The following is a 16033-nucleotide window of genomic DNA, read 5'->3' as shown; positions in this document are numbered from 1 at the left end:
CGTCGCAGAACCAAAGAACGATATGCGCGTCGCCCCACCGTTCTACCGTGACGAATACGCAGCTGACCCTCGTCCAGATCGACAACTACGGGCCGTGGACGGTTACACCGGACCCGCGACGGGAGATGGACCTCCAGACGCTCCAGTCGCGACTGTTCGCCGACCTGGCCCAGTTCGTCGGGTCTCGAGACGGGTACGTCTTCTTCACCCGCTTCGACAACATGGTCGCGGTCACGAACGGGATGGACCGCGACGACCACGAACTGCTGCAGGAATCTATCGGCAACCGATACCCGGTGACGCTCAGTCTCGGCATCGGGGTGGACCGAAACCCTGCTGTCGCACTCGAACGCGCCACCGACGTGATTCAACGCGCCGGCAGCGCACAGGACGGCAACCGCCGTGAAGTCCTCTCCGGCGACACGCTCGCCGACGCAGACCGCTCGGATTCCGACCTGCAGATTGCGCACTTCGACGTGAACGACGCGACGGGCAAGTACACCGACCGTCTCAACGAGTTCGACACGTTCATCCAGATAGAACAGGGCTACGCGTCGCTCATGCGCCACCTGCGGCACGAACACGGCGCGCTGTCCTTCTTCGTCGGCGGCGACAACATCATCTCGGTCACGCCGGACCTCACGCCCGACCAGTACCGCGCGGCTATCGAACACGTCGAGTCCGAAGCGGGCGTCGAACTCAAAGTCGGCGTCGGGACGGCGAGCAACGCCCACGAGGCAGGGTTCGCCGCCAAACACGCCCTCGAAGACTGCCGCCACCGCGGCACGACCGTCGAGTTCGCAGACGCTTCGATAGAGACTGCACACGACTGACCGATGCAGGGTCGTGCGGTCTACTTCGTCGGCCCGGAGGCAGTCGAAGTCCGTGAGCGCGACGTTCCCGAACCCGCACCCGACGAAGTCCGCGTTCGGACGCGACTCACTGCAGTGAGTTCCGGCACCGAGCGACTCGTCTACCGGGGCGAAGCACCGACTGACCTCCCGGCGGACGCTTCGCTCGCCGCCCTCGACGGTGACCTCTCGTTTCCGCTTCGCTATGGCTACGCGGCGGTCGGTGACGTCGAGGCTGTCGGCAGCGACGTCGACTCCTCGTGGCTCGACCGCCGGGTGTTCGTGTTCAACCCACACGAGAGCCGATTTCTCACCAGTCCGAGCGAACTGTATCAGATTCCAGACGACGTGAGTGACGCCCGCGCCGCGATGTTGCCGACGATGGAGACGGCACTCAACTTCGTGATGGACGGCAACCCACGCATCGGCGAACACGTCGTCGTCTTCGGACAGGGCGTCGTCGGACTCGTGACGACGGCGCTTCTCGGTCAGTTCCCACTCGGAAGTCTCACCGTCGCCGACTGTGTCGCCGAACGCCGCGAACTCGCACTCGAACTCGGGGCGACGAATGCGGTCCATCCCGACGAACTCGACACGCCCGCAGACGGTGCGGACCTCACACTCGAACTCTCGGGCAACCCGGACGCACTCGACCACGCACTCGACGTGACGCGATACGCCGGGCGCGTCCTCGTCGGGTCGTGGTACGGGACCAAACCTGCAGTCCTCGACCTCGGGGGGCAGTTCCATCGGTCCCGAATCAGCATCGAGAGTAGTCAGGTGAGCACGATTGCACCGGACCTCCGTGGCCGGTGGGACGCCGACCGACGCTTCTCGCTGGCGTGGGAGCATCTGGCCGACCTTCCAATCGAGTCACTCGTCACGCACCGCCTCGCCGTCGACGAGGCACCGCGTGCCTACCGCCTGCTCGAAGACGACCCGGCGGAAGCCGTCCAAATCCTCTTTACCTATGCCGACTGTTGACAGGTTATGTATCGTGTCTCGGTTCGCAGAGAGATGATTGCCCAACACTTTCTGACCGTCCCGAACCCGGGACCCGAAGGTGAACTCCACTCGCACGCGTTTACGGTCGAAATCGAACTCTCTGGGCCTGAACTCAACCAGTACGGCTACCTCGTCGATATCGACGACGTGAAAGCCGCGTTAGACGCCACGCTGAGTCGGTACCGCGACAAGACGATGAACGACCTCATCGAGTTCCAGGGGAAGAATCCGAGCGTCGAACGTCTCGCGCACGAAATCTGCGTGCGATTCGTCGAGGCAGCGTCGCTCGAAACCCCCAAGCACGTGACGGTCCGCGTCTGGGAAGACGACGTGGCGAGTGCCACCTACGAGACGGCGCTCTGACGTGCGAGTCGGACTCGTCGTCTACGGCCCACTCGACGGACGCTCCGGTGGCTATCGTTACGACCTCGAACTCGTCCGCACGCTCCGTGCCGCAGGCGACGAGGTGACCGTCGTCTCCCTCTCGGAGGGACCCTACCGGACGCGACTTCGTGAGACCACGACTGCGTACCGTCGCCTCCGACGACTCGACGTCGACGTCATCCTCGAAGACGAACTGTGTCATCCGTCGCTCGCGGGGGTGAACCCACGCCTCGACGACGAGACGCCAATCGTCTCGCTCGTCCACCACCTCGACTCACGAGAATCCCACACGACGTGGCGACGGTACCTGCGCCAGATGGTCGAGAAACGGTATCTCCGCTCCGTCGACGCGTTCGTCTTCAACAGCGAGACGACACGAGAGACAGTGGCGGCCGTGACCACCCCCGACCCGAGCGTCGTCGCCTACCCCGCAGGCGACCGCTTCTCTTCGTTCGGTGCCCCAGTGGACGACGACGAGATTCGGTCACGCGCCCACGACGGGCCACTCCGGGTCGTCTCGGTGGGAAACCTCGAACCGAGAAAGAACGTCGATGGCCTGCTTCGTGCGCTCGCCCGCATCAGCGGCGACTGGCGACTGACTGTCGTCGGCGAAGCAGTGGACGTCGGCTACGAACGGTCACTTCGGTCTCTCGCGGACACACTCGGTATCGACCATCGGGTGACGTTTACCGGACGACTCTCGGACGCGGACCTCGCGACGACGCTCCGTGAGTCGCACGTCTTTGCCCTCCCTTCGTACTACGAAGGGTTCGGTATCGCCGCGCTCGAAGCGATGGGGTTCGGCCTGCCGGCAGTCGTCTCACAGGAAGGCGGGGCGAGCGAACTCGTCACGCACCGCCGCGATGGCTTTCTGGTCGACCCGACAGATATCTCCCAGATAACAGACGCACTCGCACCGCTGTGTCGAAACCGCCAGCGCCTCGTCGCACACTCGGTTGCCGCCCGGGACAGGTTCTCAGCACACTGTACGTGGGACGAGACGGGAACGACCATCCGGGAGTTCCTCCTGCGACGCGTCGAGTGACGTGTCCGAACGCGTCGTCAGTCGCTTCCCGCGGGCGTCGGCGTCGAAGTCTCGACTGTCTCTCCAACCTGCGTGTACACGAGAAACAGGCCGATAGTTCCGAGGACAGTCGCGGCGACGAACGGGACCGAAAAGCCGAATCCGACGAGGATGCCCGAAAAGAGCGTCCCGAACGCGACGCCGAGGCCGAATCCCATCGTCAGGAGTGAGAGGGTCGACCCCGACTGGCCCTCCTTCGCCAGGTCACCGGCGAGTGCCAGCGACGGTGCGAACACGGCGGCGACGGCGACGCCCTGCAGGAACCGGGCGATTATCATCAGTTCAGACGAGCGGACGAACCCCTGTGCGAGCGTCGTCGGCAACAAGAGGAGAAAGCCACCGACGAGGAACGGTCGCCGTCCGTAACGGTCGCTCAGTCGGCCGATTGGATACTGGAAGACGACGTTTGCGAGCACCGTCGCCCCGAACTGCACCGAAAACAGGAACGTCCCCTGGTCGAGTCGCGTGTTGATGACGTTGGCCAGCGGGGCGAACATGGCGATGCTCAGCGCCATCACGATAGTCGCGAGTCCGAGGGCGAACACCGGGTCCAACCCCGACCCGTCGGGGTCACGAACCGCGATAGAGATATCGTCTGCCGCCTCGTTTTCGGTCCGTTCTGGGTCGTCGATGAGGAGGGCGATGAGGACGAAACTGGCCAACGCACCCACGACGGCGACGAGGAAGGCAGCGTCGAATCCGGTGATATCGATGCCGGCGATGCGGTACGGCCCGGTGCTGATGACGACACCTGCGACGATTGGTCCGACACCGAAACCGAGTAGTCTGAACGTGTTGAACAGGCCGAAGTTCCCGCCTCGCTCGTCTTCGTCGGAGAGTTCGTTGACGAGTGCAACCGTGACCGGGATGGTGAACGCCGCACCGATACCTTGCAGTGCGCGCATGACGAGAATCGAGAGATAGTCCGTGAAGACGAGATAGCCTGCACTCCCGATGGCGACGAGTCCGAGGCCGAACAGGAGAAAGACGGTCCGACGGCCGGTTTTGTCCGACAGGGACCCCGTAAACGGCTGGCTGAAGCTATTGAGAAATCCGAACAGTGAGAGGACGATACCGATGAGCAGTTCGACCGTCAGCGTGAAATCGACGGCGCCGAGTTGGACCGTGGTTCCGACGAACGTCGGCAACGAGACGATTTGACTGCCGATGTACAACGGGAGGACCACGACGAGAAACGAGTTCGCCAGGGCGTCGACCATGCGTGCCAACGCGAGTGCGAGAATCCGTGAGTCGAGGTTGAGCCCCATCGGTCCCCGGTACGGGTGTTGGGCGCATCAAACTACTCGCTCGGGCGTCGTTCGCCGCAACCCGCCGTGTTCGTCGTTCTGCCGATACGACCCGAGTTCTCAGTCGTCGACCCGAACCCACTCCTGAAGCGTAAACCGTTCGTAGGGCGTCTCTGAGTCGAGTCGCCACTCCTCTGTGTCCCACTCGGGATAGTAGGTGTCACCGTCGTACTCGCCGTCGACTCTGCTCAGCACCATCCGGTCGAGATGGGATTGAAACAGGTCGTAAATCGCACCGCCGCCGATGACGTACGCCGTCTCGGCACCGAGTGACGCTGCGATTTCGGTGGCCTCCTCGACGGAGCGCGCGTGGTGTGCCGTCGACACGTCGAACGACTGGTCGCTTCGACTCATGACGATTTGGGCGCTCCCCGGTAAGTCGTCCAGCATCGACTCGTAGGTCTGTCGACCCAGTATCACCGGACTGTCGGCGATTCGGTTCCGATACTGCGTCTTGTCTTCTGGGATGCTTGGCCACGGAAGTTCGCCGTCTCGGCCGATGACGTTGTTCTCGGAGAGGGCGGCGACAGAGACGAGTTCCATCGTCCGAAGTGTAGGTTCGCCGGGAGAAAATCGTTGTCCCTCACGCAGGACGTCGTCGGGCTATTCGGACAGCAGTTCACCGACCGCTGTCGCGACTTCCTCGAAGTCGTGGAGGGTGAGTCCGTCCGTCGTCAGGAACACACCTTTCGTCGGCGTGGTGACGCGCACGAGGAAACCGTTGTCGAAGACCCGAATCGTAAACTGGTAGTTTCCGAGTTCGGACCCGTGGTACGCTTTGTGCGCGTCGAATCCCCACGACTCGTAATCGACGAATCCAGCGAGGTCGGCGTCCGCTTCGAGGTCAGACCGGAGGTAGATTTGCTCGTATCTGTCTTTCGTGAAGTACGTAACCGACCGCAGTTGGTCCCCGATGGTCGTTCGGCAGGCGGATATCAACTCCGACTCCCGCTCGTCGTCGATGAGGTCGTCCTCTTTAGGTTGCATCAGTCATCACCACAGCGTACGTACGTCCCAGTTTGTGCTATCGACTGCTGTGGTTCTCACGACGTGGGAATTGTGGACAATTGACAAGTGGTAGTTAAATTGAATCCGGAGTCCCTCTCGAAAGGGTGGGGCAGTGGAAAGTGCGGTTGACGGACCAGCGGATGAGAGGGGGTGCCATCGACAACCGCAGTTGGAAATTCGTCAACCAAATACTATACCTGCTGTTGATTATCAGAGTTTGGGAAATTAGTTTTATCAATAGAGTAGTCGAGGGGGTTCGGTCATCGCTTCGAGTACCGTGACGATTCCCGGAGACGGGAAAGAATGTTGCACCGCCGTCAGGTTAACCTCGATACAGCGTGTGCCTTCGGCAGAGGTGCTCTCAGACGATGGCCGACCCATCCGAATTAATCAGCGTCCTCGTCGCCCTGGAGTTCGTCGTCATGTCCGTCGTCGTGCTTCTCCTCGTTCCTCTCGACGTTGCGCTTCCAGTCATTCCGCTGTTGGTGGTCTTTCTGCTCGCACTGCAGTTGTACCGTTCCTGAGGTGGTCGGAGAGACGAACCTGGGTCGCCGTGGATTCCGTTTCACAATTGATGACTGCCGCGTTCGACCATCGTTGCCGAGAACATATATGTAGGCACCACTGAGAGAACTCTCATGACGGGGAGGCAGGAGCGATTCCACGGCGATGCGAGTGTTCTGTATCAGAACGCAGTCAGGACACCACTCCAGACTCCGGCAGCCGAGCGGTTTTTCTACGAGAACATGATGACCGTGGCCGACGCTCGGGAACAACGGGCGGAGATGCTCGCCGACCCCGACGTACCGTTGCTGGCCGCCTACGAGGCGGAACAGGACCGTATCACGGAGAGTTTCGAGCGCCGTCTGCGACACTTCGCTGGCGACGACTACACCGAGGTCGCGATGGCGTATCACCACGGGGAGCGAGACGACCGAATCGGGGCACTCACCTCGTACTATCTGGAGGCTCTCTGGCGAATCCAGCAACGGACCACCATCGCAGACATGCTGTTCTTCCCGATTATCCTCAGGTATCCAGATAGCTTCACCGTCAACGTTCGATTCGCGAGTGGCTACACCACGACAGAGTCTATCTGGTACGAGTCGCCCGAACACATGACCGAGGAACTCGACGACGAATACGCCGACACCTACTACAGCGAGAGTCTACACTCACAGCAACACGCAGCGGACTACGTCCGCGAGACGGCCCAGATTATCCGCGAGCAATTCCCAGACCCCGACGAGACTCCGTTCGAGGAGCGCAAGTACGGCGGTATCGTCTCCGCCGGTGGCCGGAAGGGACCCGTCTTCACGTCGATGCTCGAAGCCGTCGAACCGGACCCGAATCGCTTCGACGGCCCAGTCGAGGACCCGATGTTGGTCGAGGCGGGCGTAGAGGCAGCGCAAACGGAAGCGACGTTGCTTCCCGATGGCGAGGTTGTCTTATGACCGGACCCGTGGTGGACCCATGACCGAGACGATTCAGGGGACAGTCCTGCACGTCATCCCGCCGGACGAACTGGACGACCAAGACCTGACGCCCGGCCTCACCGAGTTAGCCGAGTCGCGATACGTGGTCGTCGTCCGACGGGGCGGCCACCCCTCGATACTGGACCTCGTCTGGGCGTTCGTCCGTCGCGACCCAATCGAAGCGGTCACCGTCGTGACAGACCAGCGTGTCGCGGAGGACGACGAGGTTACATTGACTGTCGAGCAGACGGATATGGCCGGTGTGTACGTTGCGACGGATTCTGCGGGCGATACGTAGTAGCGTCTGCCGTTGAGTTGGTGAGGCCGGTGGATTTTGAACACCGTGAGACACCCGTCTCACGAACTCACGCTCGCTTCGCTCGCGTGAACCTCAGTCGCTCTGCTCGCTTCGCTCGCGACGCTCCTTGGTTCAAATCCCTCCGAGTGCACTCGACACAGACACAGACGTGACGAGCACACGCTACGCGGTGCTCGTTGGGTGTAGTTTCAGCGTAGAAGTGGGGCCGGAGGGATTTGAACCCCCGATCGACTGATATCTCCGGTGGGCACCTCGGAACTCCAGAGGGTCGTCAACACGACCGATGATCAGTCGGCCGCTCAGTATATCAGCTGGAGTGTCGTCCCGGGCGCCAAGCCTCTGGAGTCAGTCGCCATGCCGGGCTTGGCCACAGCCCCGATTCGTCTTTTCTGCACTCTCTCGTATGGCGATTTTTCTTAAAGGGGTTTCGATTCTACTCGTCCCGGTCGTCGTCCGCCCAGTCACACTCTTGGCACTTGTAGGCGGTGACGAACTCGGTTACACTCGGCATGTAGCCGACCTGAATGACGTTTTCGCCACACTCCGGGCAGTCGAAGTCGGCGTCTTCTATCGCTTCGGCTTCCAGCGGGCGCTCACCCTCGACGAGTTCGGCGAGCGTCTCCGGCGTCACCATCCGACCTTGTACGACACGATTGCTCATACTCCGACGAATCCTCCCGAGTAACGTAAGCCCTGCGTCACCGACAGGGCGATTTGGGTCCCCCGGTTACGGCGTCGCCACGGTCACAGTGCGCGTCCGCGGGCCGTCGCACTCTACGAGGATGACCGACTGCCAGCGGCCGAGGTCAGGTTCACCACCGACGACGGGTATCGAGATGCCGTTGCCGACGAGCAGTGCGCGCAGATGTGAATCCGCGTTGCCGTCGAGTTCGTCGTGGCTCCATCCCTCGTCGGGGACGGCCTGTGCGAGCAGTGACTCGATATCACCGAGGAGACGGGATTCGGCCTCGTTGACACAGATTCCGGTCGTCGTGTGCCGCGAGAAGACGGTACAGACGCCGTCGTAGTCGTCGGGGAGTGCGTCCGCAACGCGGTCTGTCACGTCGAGTGTCTGGAGACGACGCTCAGTTCGAACGTCGAACGTGGTACGCATGTGACGAACTTCGTCACACGGGGAGAAAAATTCGGCCCGCGATTAGAGCCACGGCGCGCGTGAGCCATCCTCACCGGGGTAGCCGTAGCCCGGTTCGGTGGCGTCGTCGTCGTCGCTCGCATCCTGCGACGAGTCGTCGTAGACGGCGTCGTCGTCGCCGACGTCTGCCTCGACGCTGTCGTCGGACGTGATGTCGTCGCCACCGTCGGCGACGGCCCCGGAAGCCACCGTCCGTGAGGAGTCGGGGCCGTCAGTGACGCTCAGGCCGTCGAGTTCGTCGTCTGCCTCGCTGGACCCCGCAGGGTCGAAGGCGAACAGTGCCGTGACGCCGAGGACGCCGAGCGCGACGGGTGCCTTCGTCGGCATGAGGCCCAGCACGTCCAGTGCGAGCATGCCGAGTGCGACCGAACTCCCGAAGCGGAACAGGTCGATATCGACCGACCCACGCAGGCGCGGGGCGAACAGTGCGACGGACCCGGCGAAGGCGACACCGGTTCCGGCGGCCGCACCGGCACTGAGCAGACGCGTGGTGTCGGGGTTGACGATGAGTTCGAAGCCCGACGGGTTGAAACTCGCCACGAGGCCGAGTCCGATGATGACGCTCGGCGAGGGGAGATACTCACCGACCTTCGACGACGCCGTCTTCGCCGCGATGGCGAGGATGACGAGGCCAGCGAAGCGGTGGAACACCTCGAAGTTCAGGAGCGTCTCGATGGTCTCTGCGACTGCTGCCTCGGCGACGGCAATCGGGATGAGGAGCGCACCGAGCAGCAGGATGGACGTCAACTGCTCGCGGCGCGTGCCGTCCATCTCTGCGAGGATGACCGCGACGGTGGCGGACCCTCCGAAGATGAGTAGACCGGTCTGGAGGATGCCGGTAATCGACGGGTCGCCGGACGCAGTGGTCATCGCACCCGCGATGATGAGCGCGGGGAAGATTCCGTCTACGAGGGGGAGACCCATGACCGTCGCGAGCAGACGGGTGGCACCGCCGACCTGCTGCTCGAGACGAAGGGCGACTGGGTGACGTGAGACACTCATTCGATATTACTGGCCTTCACCATGGCCCAAGCGGCGATATGGACGCAATTCGGACAGTGGCGTACGAAGGTGTCGCACAGTGTGTCCTTTCTGCCCATTATTGAACTCCCGTTTAAATGTCTGCCACATCTGTGTAAAGAGAATGCCGGAGTCGGTGGTCGGTTGACCGGCAATACGCGATGCAGCGGGACACGTGGAGTCCATACACGATAGATTTAGCACAGGACTATTAAACGTTGTGTGGGATACGACCGCATGGGACACGAACATCAGTGGCGTCGTTTTTATAAGGGGCTACGATTCTTCGATAATTTCGCCCCTCGACCTACGATACTGTGTCACACGTTCGTGAATATGGTGATTATTCACGACGGACTTGTGTCTCGCTAGACAGTGACGTGGGGGCGAGAAACTGTCGTGCCTCACGTGGCGAGTGTATCCACGAATCTGTATATACTCTCCATCTGTTTGCGATACATCAACACGCCCGTGCTATCTCGCAACCCTTTTGTCGTCGCCGCAACCACGCTTGATATGGCGAACGACGTTCCTGACCGAGAACCCTATACCGAAAAGCTACGGGTACCCGAATCGCTCACATTCGACGACGTACTGCTCCGACCGATGGAGAGTCGCGTCGAACCCGACGACGCCGACGTCTCGACGCGCGTCTCGAAGAACGTCGAACTCAACATCCCGATTCTCTCTGCGGCGATGGACACTGTCACCGAGAGTGGGATGGCTATCGGAATGGCCCGCGAAGGTGGCATCGGTGTTCTCCACCGAAACATGGACGCCGACCAGATGGTCCACGAGATAGAACGCGTCAAGCGCGCGGACGAACTCGTCATCCGCCGTGAGGACGTCGTGACGGCGAACCCCGACCAGACTGTCAGTGACGTCGACGAGATGATGGAACGCGCCGGCGTCTCCGGCGCACCCGTCGTCGACGACGACGACATCGTCCTCGGCATCATCTCCGGCACCGACATCCGTCCGTACCTCGAAGTCGGCGAGTCCGACGAAGTCCGCGAAGCGATGACGGACGAGGTTATCACGGCGACGCGCGACGTGAGCGCCCGTGAGGCCCTCGAACTCATGTACGACCACAAGATAGAGCGCGTCCCCATCGTCGACGACGACAACCACCTCGTCGGCCTCGTGACGATGCAGGGTATCCTCCAGCGTCGTGAGCACGAAAACGCCGCCCGCGACGACGATGGGCGTCTCGTCTGTGGTGTCGCAGTCGGTCCGTTCGACCGCGAACGCGCACAGAAAGCCGACGAGGCCGGTGCCGACGTCATCTTCATCGACTGTGCTCACGCGCACAACCTCAACGTCATCGACACCGCCCGCGAAATCAAAGAGACCGTCGAGGCAGACGTCGTCGTCGGTAACGTCGGTACGCGCGAGGCAGCAGCGGAACTCGTCGACTTCGCCGACGGCATCAAGGTCGGTATCGGTCCCGGGTCCATCTGTACGACGCGCGTCGTCTCCGGGTCCGGTATGCCGCAGATTACGGCCGTCGCAGAAGTCGCCGACGTCGCCTCCGAGTACGGCGTCCCCGTCATCGCCGACGGAGGTATTCGCTACTCTGGTGACGCCATCAAGGCCATCGCCGCCGGTGCCGACGCCGTCATGCTCGGGTCCTACTTCGCTGGGACCGACGAAGCACCAGGCCGTGTCATCACGATGAACGGCAAGAAGTACAAACAGTACCGCGGGATGGGCTCTGTCGGTGCGATGCAGTCCGGTGGTGCCGACCGCTACCTCAAAGAGGACGACGACGACGAAGAGTACGTCCCCGAGGGCGTCGAGGCGGCGACACCCTACAAGGGGTCGCTCGCGTCCGAACTCCACCAACTCGTCGGCGGAATGCAGTCCGGTATGGGCTACGTCGGCGCAGAGACGATTCCAGAGGTCAAAGAACGCGCCTCGTTCGTCCGCGTCTCGTCTGCGGGGCAGACCGAAGGTCACCCCCACGACGTGATGATTACCGACGAAGCACCGAACTACAGCCCGAACGAGTAACTCGGAACGCCGTTCGCTTTTCCACCGTCAGTCGCTATTCGTCGAGAGGAGACTATCCTGCAGTCCTGAACGTCGATGAGACGTTCTCCGGGGACGAGAATATAGGGATAATTAATAGGGACGTATGTTGTGCATCCAGTAAGCGATGGATTCCGCGGAGCTCCGCACCGCTCTTCGAAACGCTGGATTGTCCCAATATCAAGCAGAGGCCTACGTAGCCCTCCTCCAGCTTGGTGCAGCGAGTGCGACAGAACTGGCCGATGCGTGTGCTGTCCCGACAGCACGCATCTACGACGTACTTCGGGACCTCGAGTCGAAGGGGTATATCGAGACGTACGAACAGGATAGCCTGCACGCGCGAGCGTGTGACCCGGCGTCGGTGATGGAAGACCTGAAGAACCGCGCTGTCCAGCTCGACGAAGCGGCGGGCGAGATAGAGACGCGGTGGCAACAACCGGCCGTCGACCGTCACATGCTCAGTATCGTAAAGCGGTTCGAGACGGTCTTCAACCGCGCCGAAGAGCTGATTCGAGACGCGTCCAGCGAGGTCCAACTCTCGGCGACGCCCGAGCAGTTCGAAGCGCTCCGTCCCGCGCTCACCGAAGCGTACGAACAGGGGGCGTTGATAAAGGTCTCACTCCACCCCAACCGGGGGAACGAACTGCCGGAAATCGACGAAAGCCTGTTTTCGGGTGCGACGTCCGAGGTCAGACGACGGACGCTCCCGACGCCGTTCGTCGCAATCGTCGACCGGACGGGCGCGTGTTTCGCCCCGCACGCCGACTCTGTGAACCAGTACGGCGTCCTCGTCGACGACTACACCCTCACCTACGTCTTTCACTGGTACTTCCAGACCGCCCTGTGGGAGGTGTGGGACGTCGCCTACACGGCACAGACGCCCGACCCACCTCGCGTCTACACCGACATTCGACACTTCGTCCAGGACACAGAACCGTTACTGAAGGCGGGAAAACGTGTCATCACCCGCGTCGATGGCGTCGAGACTGACGACCGGGAACCCATCGAGTTCGTCGGGGAGTTGACGGACATCTACTACACGGCGGTTTCAGCGCCGAAAGAGACGCTTTCGTTCTCCGAACTCGCAGGCCAAGTGTGTCTCACCATCGAGACGGACGACGAGACGTACACCGTCGGCGGATGGGGTGCAGTGTTAGAGGAAATCGAAGCGAACCGCATCACCGTCGAGGCGATATCGTAGCGCGGTCACCGAAAGCGGAGAGTCAGCTTCGCCGGAATGTATAACAACACCGGGTTCACATATCCATTACGGGAAAACACCGGGCACACTCACCAAGGGGTATTTTGATATACCACCACACGACATTCAGTTTCGTGAGTGTTCCCGGAACACCACTACACTACCAATGAGTGCAGAACAGCCCCTAGTGCTCATCGTTGAAGATGAGCCTGACCTCGCCGATCTGTACGCAACCTGGCTTAGGGACGACTATCGCGTTCGTGTCGCCTACGGCGGCCGAGAGGCACTCGACGAACTCGACGACGAGGTTGACGTTGTTCTCCTCGACCGTCGGATGCCCGACCTCTCGGGTGACGAGGCGCTCGCAGAGATTCGCAACCGCGGTTTCGAATGCCGGGTTGCGATGGTGACTGCTGTCGAACCGGACTTCGACATCATCGCCATGGGTTTCGACGACTACCTCGTCAAACCGGTCTCTCGGGAAGCACTGACCGATACAGTCTCTAATCTCATCTTGCGAAATACCTACGACGTCGGAATCCAAGACCTGTTCTCTCTCGCCTCGAAGAAGGCCCTCCTCGAATCCGAAAAGGACGAGGCGACCCTCGAAGACAACCGAGAGTATCAGGAACTCACAGCCCAGCTTGCCGAACTCAGGGGCGAACTCGACGAGACACTGGGTCAACTCGACGACAACAAGGGACTCTCTGCAGTCTACCGCGACATCGGCGACCCGACAGAGACGAACGACTCCTGACGGTGTCGTGGGCGTTCCGGGGACCAATTTCTCTCGTATACACCGAATTCCCACCGTAGGGGACCTGTAGACGGCCGTTTCAAATTATTTACAGCAGATGCTAACTTAATTAAGTTTATTTCATATCAGATTTACTCGAAAAATTATATTTCGCAGTCGCTCCTCGATGGAAGTGTACATGGCCGAAGAATCCAACACGATGGTTTCGTACCTGCGTCAGAACCCCCGTATGATGGGCGTCCTGTTCACCCTCACCCTCCTGCTCTCGCAGGCAGGGAGTGTCGCTGCCGGAAATTCATCCTACATCTACGGTCCGTAATCACGAGAGAAATTCGTTGTTCCAGTAGACTGTATCTTCGTAGACGACCGGAATCTGTTCTAACAAGAGGAAGTCCCTGAGCTCTGCTTCGGAAAAGCCCGACTCCGTGACTTGTTGAGAGCCGAGGTGATATTTTTGTTGACCGGGGAACGCAGGGCGGACCAACGAGCCAGGACCACAGCGGGACGTCGGATACGTCCTGTAGGTCAGGTCGTACGTATCCGATTCGACACGGTCTACCTTGCAGAGTATCGCGAAGCCACTTTCCGCCTGTACGACCGAGAGACTTCCATCCCCGACGACAGCGTATTCGTGGCCAACGTCGCTATACTCTCGGACGAGTTGCAGCGACGTCTGGAGTGGGAACCCACGATTGAGGTAGCGTGCAATCGTTCTTCCAGCGCTCACAGCCTTACTGTTGATGACTTCACTGAGCGTGACGATGCCGCTGATGCCACCTGCTTCGACGAGTGCGAGGCCCTGGTCGTAGGACTGACACGCGTTGAGGAAGAACGCCCCCGTTCCGACGTGGTCGAGCGTTTCTGCGTCGACTTTTCCGTCGCGGCATTGGAATCCCTCCTCGTCGATGTGCCCGATGTAGTGGAGGAAGTCGGTCGGTTCCGCGAGTATCTCACGAAGCTCTGCACGACTGAGGTTGTAGTGCGCATCCACCTCGAACGAGAGTCCGTTCCGTGACCCGTAGACGTCGTCGACGATGTCGCTCTCTGCGAGCATCTTCTGGTCGTTACAGACGACGGTGATGGCGATGTCGCCCGTGGTCGGTTCGCGCTGGAGACGGTTGCGATACGCCGCAGGCGTCGTCTTACTCGCACCGACCGGTGTCCCGTCGCTAATCCACGCTTGTTCGACGGAGTCCGTCGAACGCGGCCGAACGTACGTCTCGCTCGCGGGCGTCGCCCCCGCGCTCCGAACGATGTCGTCGCGGAGGAAGTCGTCGACCATGGCGGCCTGCACCGCAGAGTGCGGGACTTCCGTTCCGGACGGCGTCCGCACGACGGCGAGGTCGTTCGTGACGAACGGCAGTAGTTCGATGTTGTCCGCCCGTGGCGCGACGTGTGTCGTCAACTTCCACTCGGGGATGATGTCGGAGACACTCTCGTACGGTACCTCGAAGTAGGACGCTAACTGCTCGCTGAGGGACGCGTCGTACAGCCCCGACACGTCGATGCCGGTTCGAGATTCGACGATTCGTCGTTCGTGGAGTTCGACGTCGTAGATGCCTTCGGTCCGGACCACGCAGTCGAGGAAGAACGTCTGTTTGAGTGTGCGAGCGACGCTCTCTTCGAACCCGAGTGGGCCGCCGAACTCGTGGACGAACCCGTCTTCGGTGACGAGTCTCGGTTCCTCCCCGGGGACGAGTTTCGCACCGAGATAGTACGCCAATGGTGTCGCGACGAAGATGTGGCGGTGCGTCGGCGGGAGTTCGATGCGGACACCCGTCTCTGGGACGGTGAGTCCGTCCGGAATGTGGAGTTCGTCACCGAGTTCGAGGAGCGGCGGGTGGCCACGGAGGGTCGGATAGGACCGCTCGACGCTCGTCGTCTTGAGCGCCGAACTGAACACCGAGACTGCACGCATCAAGTCGAGTGGGTCGTCTGACGTCGTCACTGTGGTCGCCGGGCTTTCGTGCGACGAGCGTGCACCGACGAATATCGGTTGCGTCTCGTCCAACGAGAGGACAGTTTCGAGTGGCTGGGCGTCGATAGCGAACGGCCCCTCGATTTCGAGATACGTCTTGACCGGGCCGAACAGTTCGATGCTGAACGTCCCCGACCCGAACTGCTCTGCACCCTGTTGGTCGATTTGTGCCAGCATCGTCCCCGATTCGTCGCGGACGCAGACCACTGTATTCGCTGCGACGGCGAGTTGACTCGTCTCGATTCGTACGGCGGCGTCCGTCGGAAGAGAAAACCGGCGCTCGTCTGCTGGTTCGGGAGCGACCGGTGACGGGGTTTGCAAGAGGAACTGGTGGCGTTCGACGTTGTCCCGAACGACGACCCCAGTGCCATCTTCCGGGAGCGAAAATCCTACCTCGAGGGTAGATGACTCGGGCGACGGTATACTCTGCCCGGACTTATCCATTGTGTGTACGTGACAC

At 61.2% G+C, this 16033-nt stretch carries 18 protein-coding genes and 1 tRNA gene; 11 read left to right on the top strand and 8 right to left on the bottom strand.

All coding sequences use genetic code 11. The annotated features are described in order from the left end of the window. Positions 1 to 47 precede the first annotated feature (47 nt). From ACK3R5_RS06275 to ACK3R5_RS06260, 4 genes are read left to right on the top strand one after another with little or no spacing between them, the layout of a single operon-like run. Positions 48 to 833: a GTP cyclohydrolase III gene (locus ACK3R5_RS06275; RefSeq protein ID WP_411963203.1), complete on the top strand. Its 786-nt coding sequence runs from the start codon at positions 48 to 50 to the stop codon at positions 831 to 833. A 3-nt stretch (positions 834 to 836) separates the two neighbouring features. Further along, on the top strand, positions 837 to 1835 hold the full coding sequence (locus ACK3R5_RS06270; protein ID WP_411963202.1) for a zinc-binding dehydrogenase: 999 nt from the start codon (positions 837 to 839) through the stop codon (positions 1833 to 1835). A 6-nt stretch (positions 1836 to 1841) separates the two neighbouring features. Next, positions 1842 to 2219: a 6-pyruvoyl trahydropterin synthase family protein gene (locus ACK3R5_RS06265; protein WP_411968403.1), complete on the top strand. Its 378-nt coding sequence runs from the start codon at positions 1842 to 1844 to the stop codon at positions 2217 to 2219. A 1-nt stretch (position 2220) separates the two neighbouring features. Next, the gene (locus ACK3R5_RS06260; protein ID WP_411968642.1) at positions 2221 to 3285 is read left to right on the top strand and encodes a glycosyltransferase family 4 protein; all 1065 of its coding nucleotides are present in this window, start codon (positions 2221 to 2223) and stop codon (positions 3283 to 3285) included. 17 nt (positions 3286 to 3302) lie between these two features. Here the strand turns inward: ACK3R5_RS06260 and ACK3R5_RS06255 are convergent, their stop codons facing one another. The 3 genes from ACK3R5_RS06255 to ACK3R5_RS06245 all read right to left on the bottom strand — a co-directional run bounded on the left by ACK3R5_RS06255 (position 3303) and on the right by ACK3R5_RS06245 (position 5618). Next, a complete protein-coding gene (locus tag ACK3R5_RS06255; protein WP_411968402.1) occupies positions 3303 to 4592 on the bottom strand; it encodes an MFS transporter in 1290 nt (429 codons plus the stop codon). Positions 4593 to 4691: 99 nt separating this feature from the next. Continuing rightward, the gene (locus ACK3R5_RS06250; protein WP_411968401.1) at positions 4692 to 5174 is read right to left on the bottom strand and encodes a dihydrofolate reductase; all 483 of its coding nucleotides are present in this window, start codon (positions 5172 to 5174) and stop codon (positions 4692 to 4694) included. A 60-nt stretch (positions 5175 to 5234) separates the two neighbouring features. Beyond that, on the bottom strand, positions 5235 to 5618 hold the full coding sequence (locus ACK3R5_RS06245) for a hypothetical protein (protein WP_411963198.1): 384 nt from the start codon (positions 5616 to 5618) through the stop codon (positions 5235 to 5237). A gap of 389 nt (positions 5619 to 6007) precedes the next feature. On the opposite strand from ACK3R5_RS06245, the gene ACK3R5_RS06240 reads away from it, so the two are divergent. From ACK3R5_RS06240 to ACK3R5_RS06230, 3 genes are all read left to right on the top strand, one after another. Next, a complete protein-coding gene (locus ACK3R5_RS06240) occupies positions 6008 to 6163 on the top strand; it encodes a hypothetical protein (protein ID WP_411968400.1) in 156 nt (51 codons plus the stop codon). Positions 6164 to 6277: 114 nt separating this feature from the next. Then, positions 6278 to 7093, top strand: a complete 816-nt coding sequence (locus ACK3R5_RS06235) for a hypothetical protein (RefSeq protein WP_411968399.1) — start codon at positions 6278 to 6280, stop codon at positions 7091 to 7093. 19 nt (positions 7094 to 7112) lie between these two features. Beyond that, positions 7113 to 7412, top strand: a complete 300-nt coding sequence (locus ACK3R5_RS06230) for a hypothetical protein (RefSeq protein WP_411963195.1) — start codon at positions 7113 to 7115, stop codon at positions 7410 to 7412. Between the two features lie 221 nt (positions 7413 to 7633). Here ACK3R5_RS06230 and ACK3R5_RS06225 read toward each other — a convergent pair. The 4 genes from ACK3R5_RS06225 to ACK3R5_RS06210 form a co-directional block, all read right to left on the bottom strand. Next, a tRNA-Trp gene (locus ACK3R5_RS06225) sits at positions 7634 to 7810 on the bottom strand. 56 nt (positions 7811 to 7866) lie between these two features. Further along, complete coding sequence (locus tag ACK3R5_RS06220; protein ID WP_411963193.1) at positions 7867 to 8094, bottom strand: DUF5795 family protein; 228 nt, start codon at positions 8092 to 8094, stop codon at positions 7867 to 7869. A gap of 66 nt (positions 8095 to 8160) precedes the next feature. After that, the gene (locus tag ACK3R5_RS06215) at positions 8161 to 8547 is read right to left on the bottom strand and encodes a secondary thiamine-phosphate synthase enzyme YjbQ (protein WP_411963192.1); all 387 of its coding nucleotides are present in this window, start codon (positions 8545 to 8547) and stop codon (positions 8161 to 8163) included. A 42-nt stretch (positions 8548 to 8589) separates the two neighbouring features. Next, entirely contained in the window at positions 8590 to 9510 is a 921-nt protein-coding gene (locus ACK3R5_RS06210) for a DUF5794 domain-containing protein (RefSeq protein ID WP_411968641.1), read from the bottom strand. A gap of 612 nt (positions 9511 to 10122) precedes the next feature. On the opposite strand from ACK3R5_RS06210, the gene guaB reads away from it, so the two are divergent. From guaB to ACK3R5_RS06190, 4 genes are all read left to right on the top strand, one after another. Then, a complete protein-coding gene (gene guaB, locus ACK3R5_RS06205; RefSeq protein WP_411963191.1) occupies positions 10123 to 11619 on the top strand; it encodes an IMP dehydrogenase in 1497 nt (498 codons plus the stop codon). Positions 11620 to 11764: 145 nt separating this feature from the next. Continuing rightward, entirely contained in the window at positions 11765 to 12838 is a 1074-nt protein-coding gene (locus tag ACK3R5_RS06200; protein ID WP_411968398.1) for a TrmB family transcriptional regulator, read from the top strand. Between the two features lie 166 nt (positions 12839 to 13004). Then, entirely contained in the window at positions 13005 to 13595 is a 591-nt protein-coding gene (locus ACK3R5_RS06195) for a response regulator transcription factor (RefSeq protein WP_411963189.1), read from the top strand. Between the two features lie 178 nt (positions 13596 to 13773). Continuing rightward, on the top strand, positions 13774 to 13914 hold the full coding sequence (locus tag ACK3R5_RS06190) for a hypothetical protein (protein WP_411968397.1): 141 nt from the start codon (positions 13774 to 13776) through the stop codon (positions 13912 to 13914). Here the strand turns inward: ACK3R5_RS06190 and ACK3R5_RS06185 are convergent, their stop codons facing one another. Further along, complete coding sequence (locus ACK3R5_RS06185) at positions 13915 to 16017, bottom strand: hypothetical protein (RefSeq protein ID WP_411968396.1); 2103 nt, start codon at positions 16015 to 16017, stop codon at positions 13915 to 13917. It abuts the gene before it with no gap. Between the last annotated feature and the right edge of the window lie 16 nt (positions 16018 to 16033).

It is taken from the genome of Haloferax sp. YSSS75 (assembly GCF_046764215.1).
Taxonomy (GTDB): Archaea; Halobacteriota; Halobacteria; order Halobacteriales; family Haloferacaceae; genus Haloferax.
This window is presented reverse-complemented; position numbering and strand designations above follow the sequence as displayed.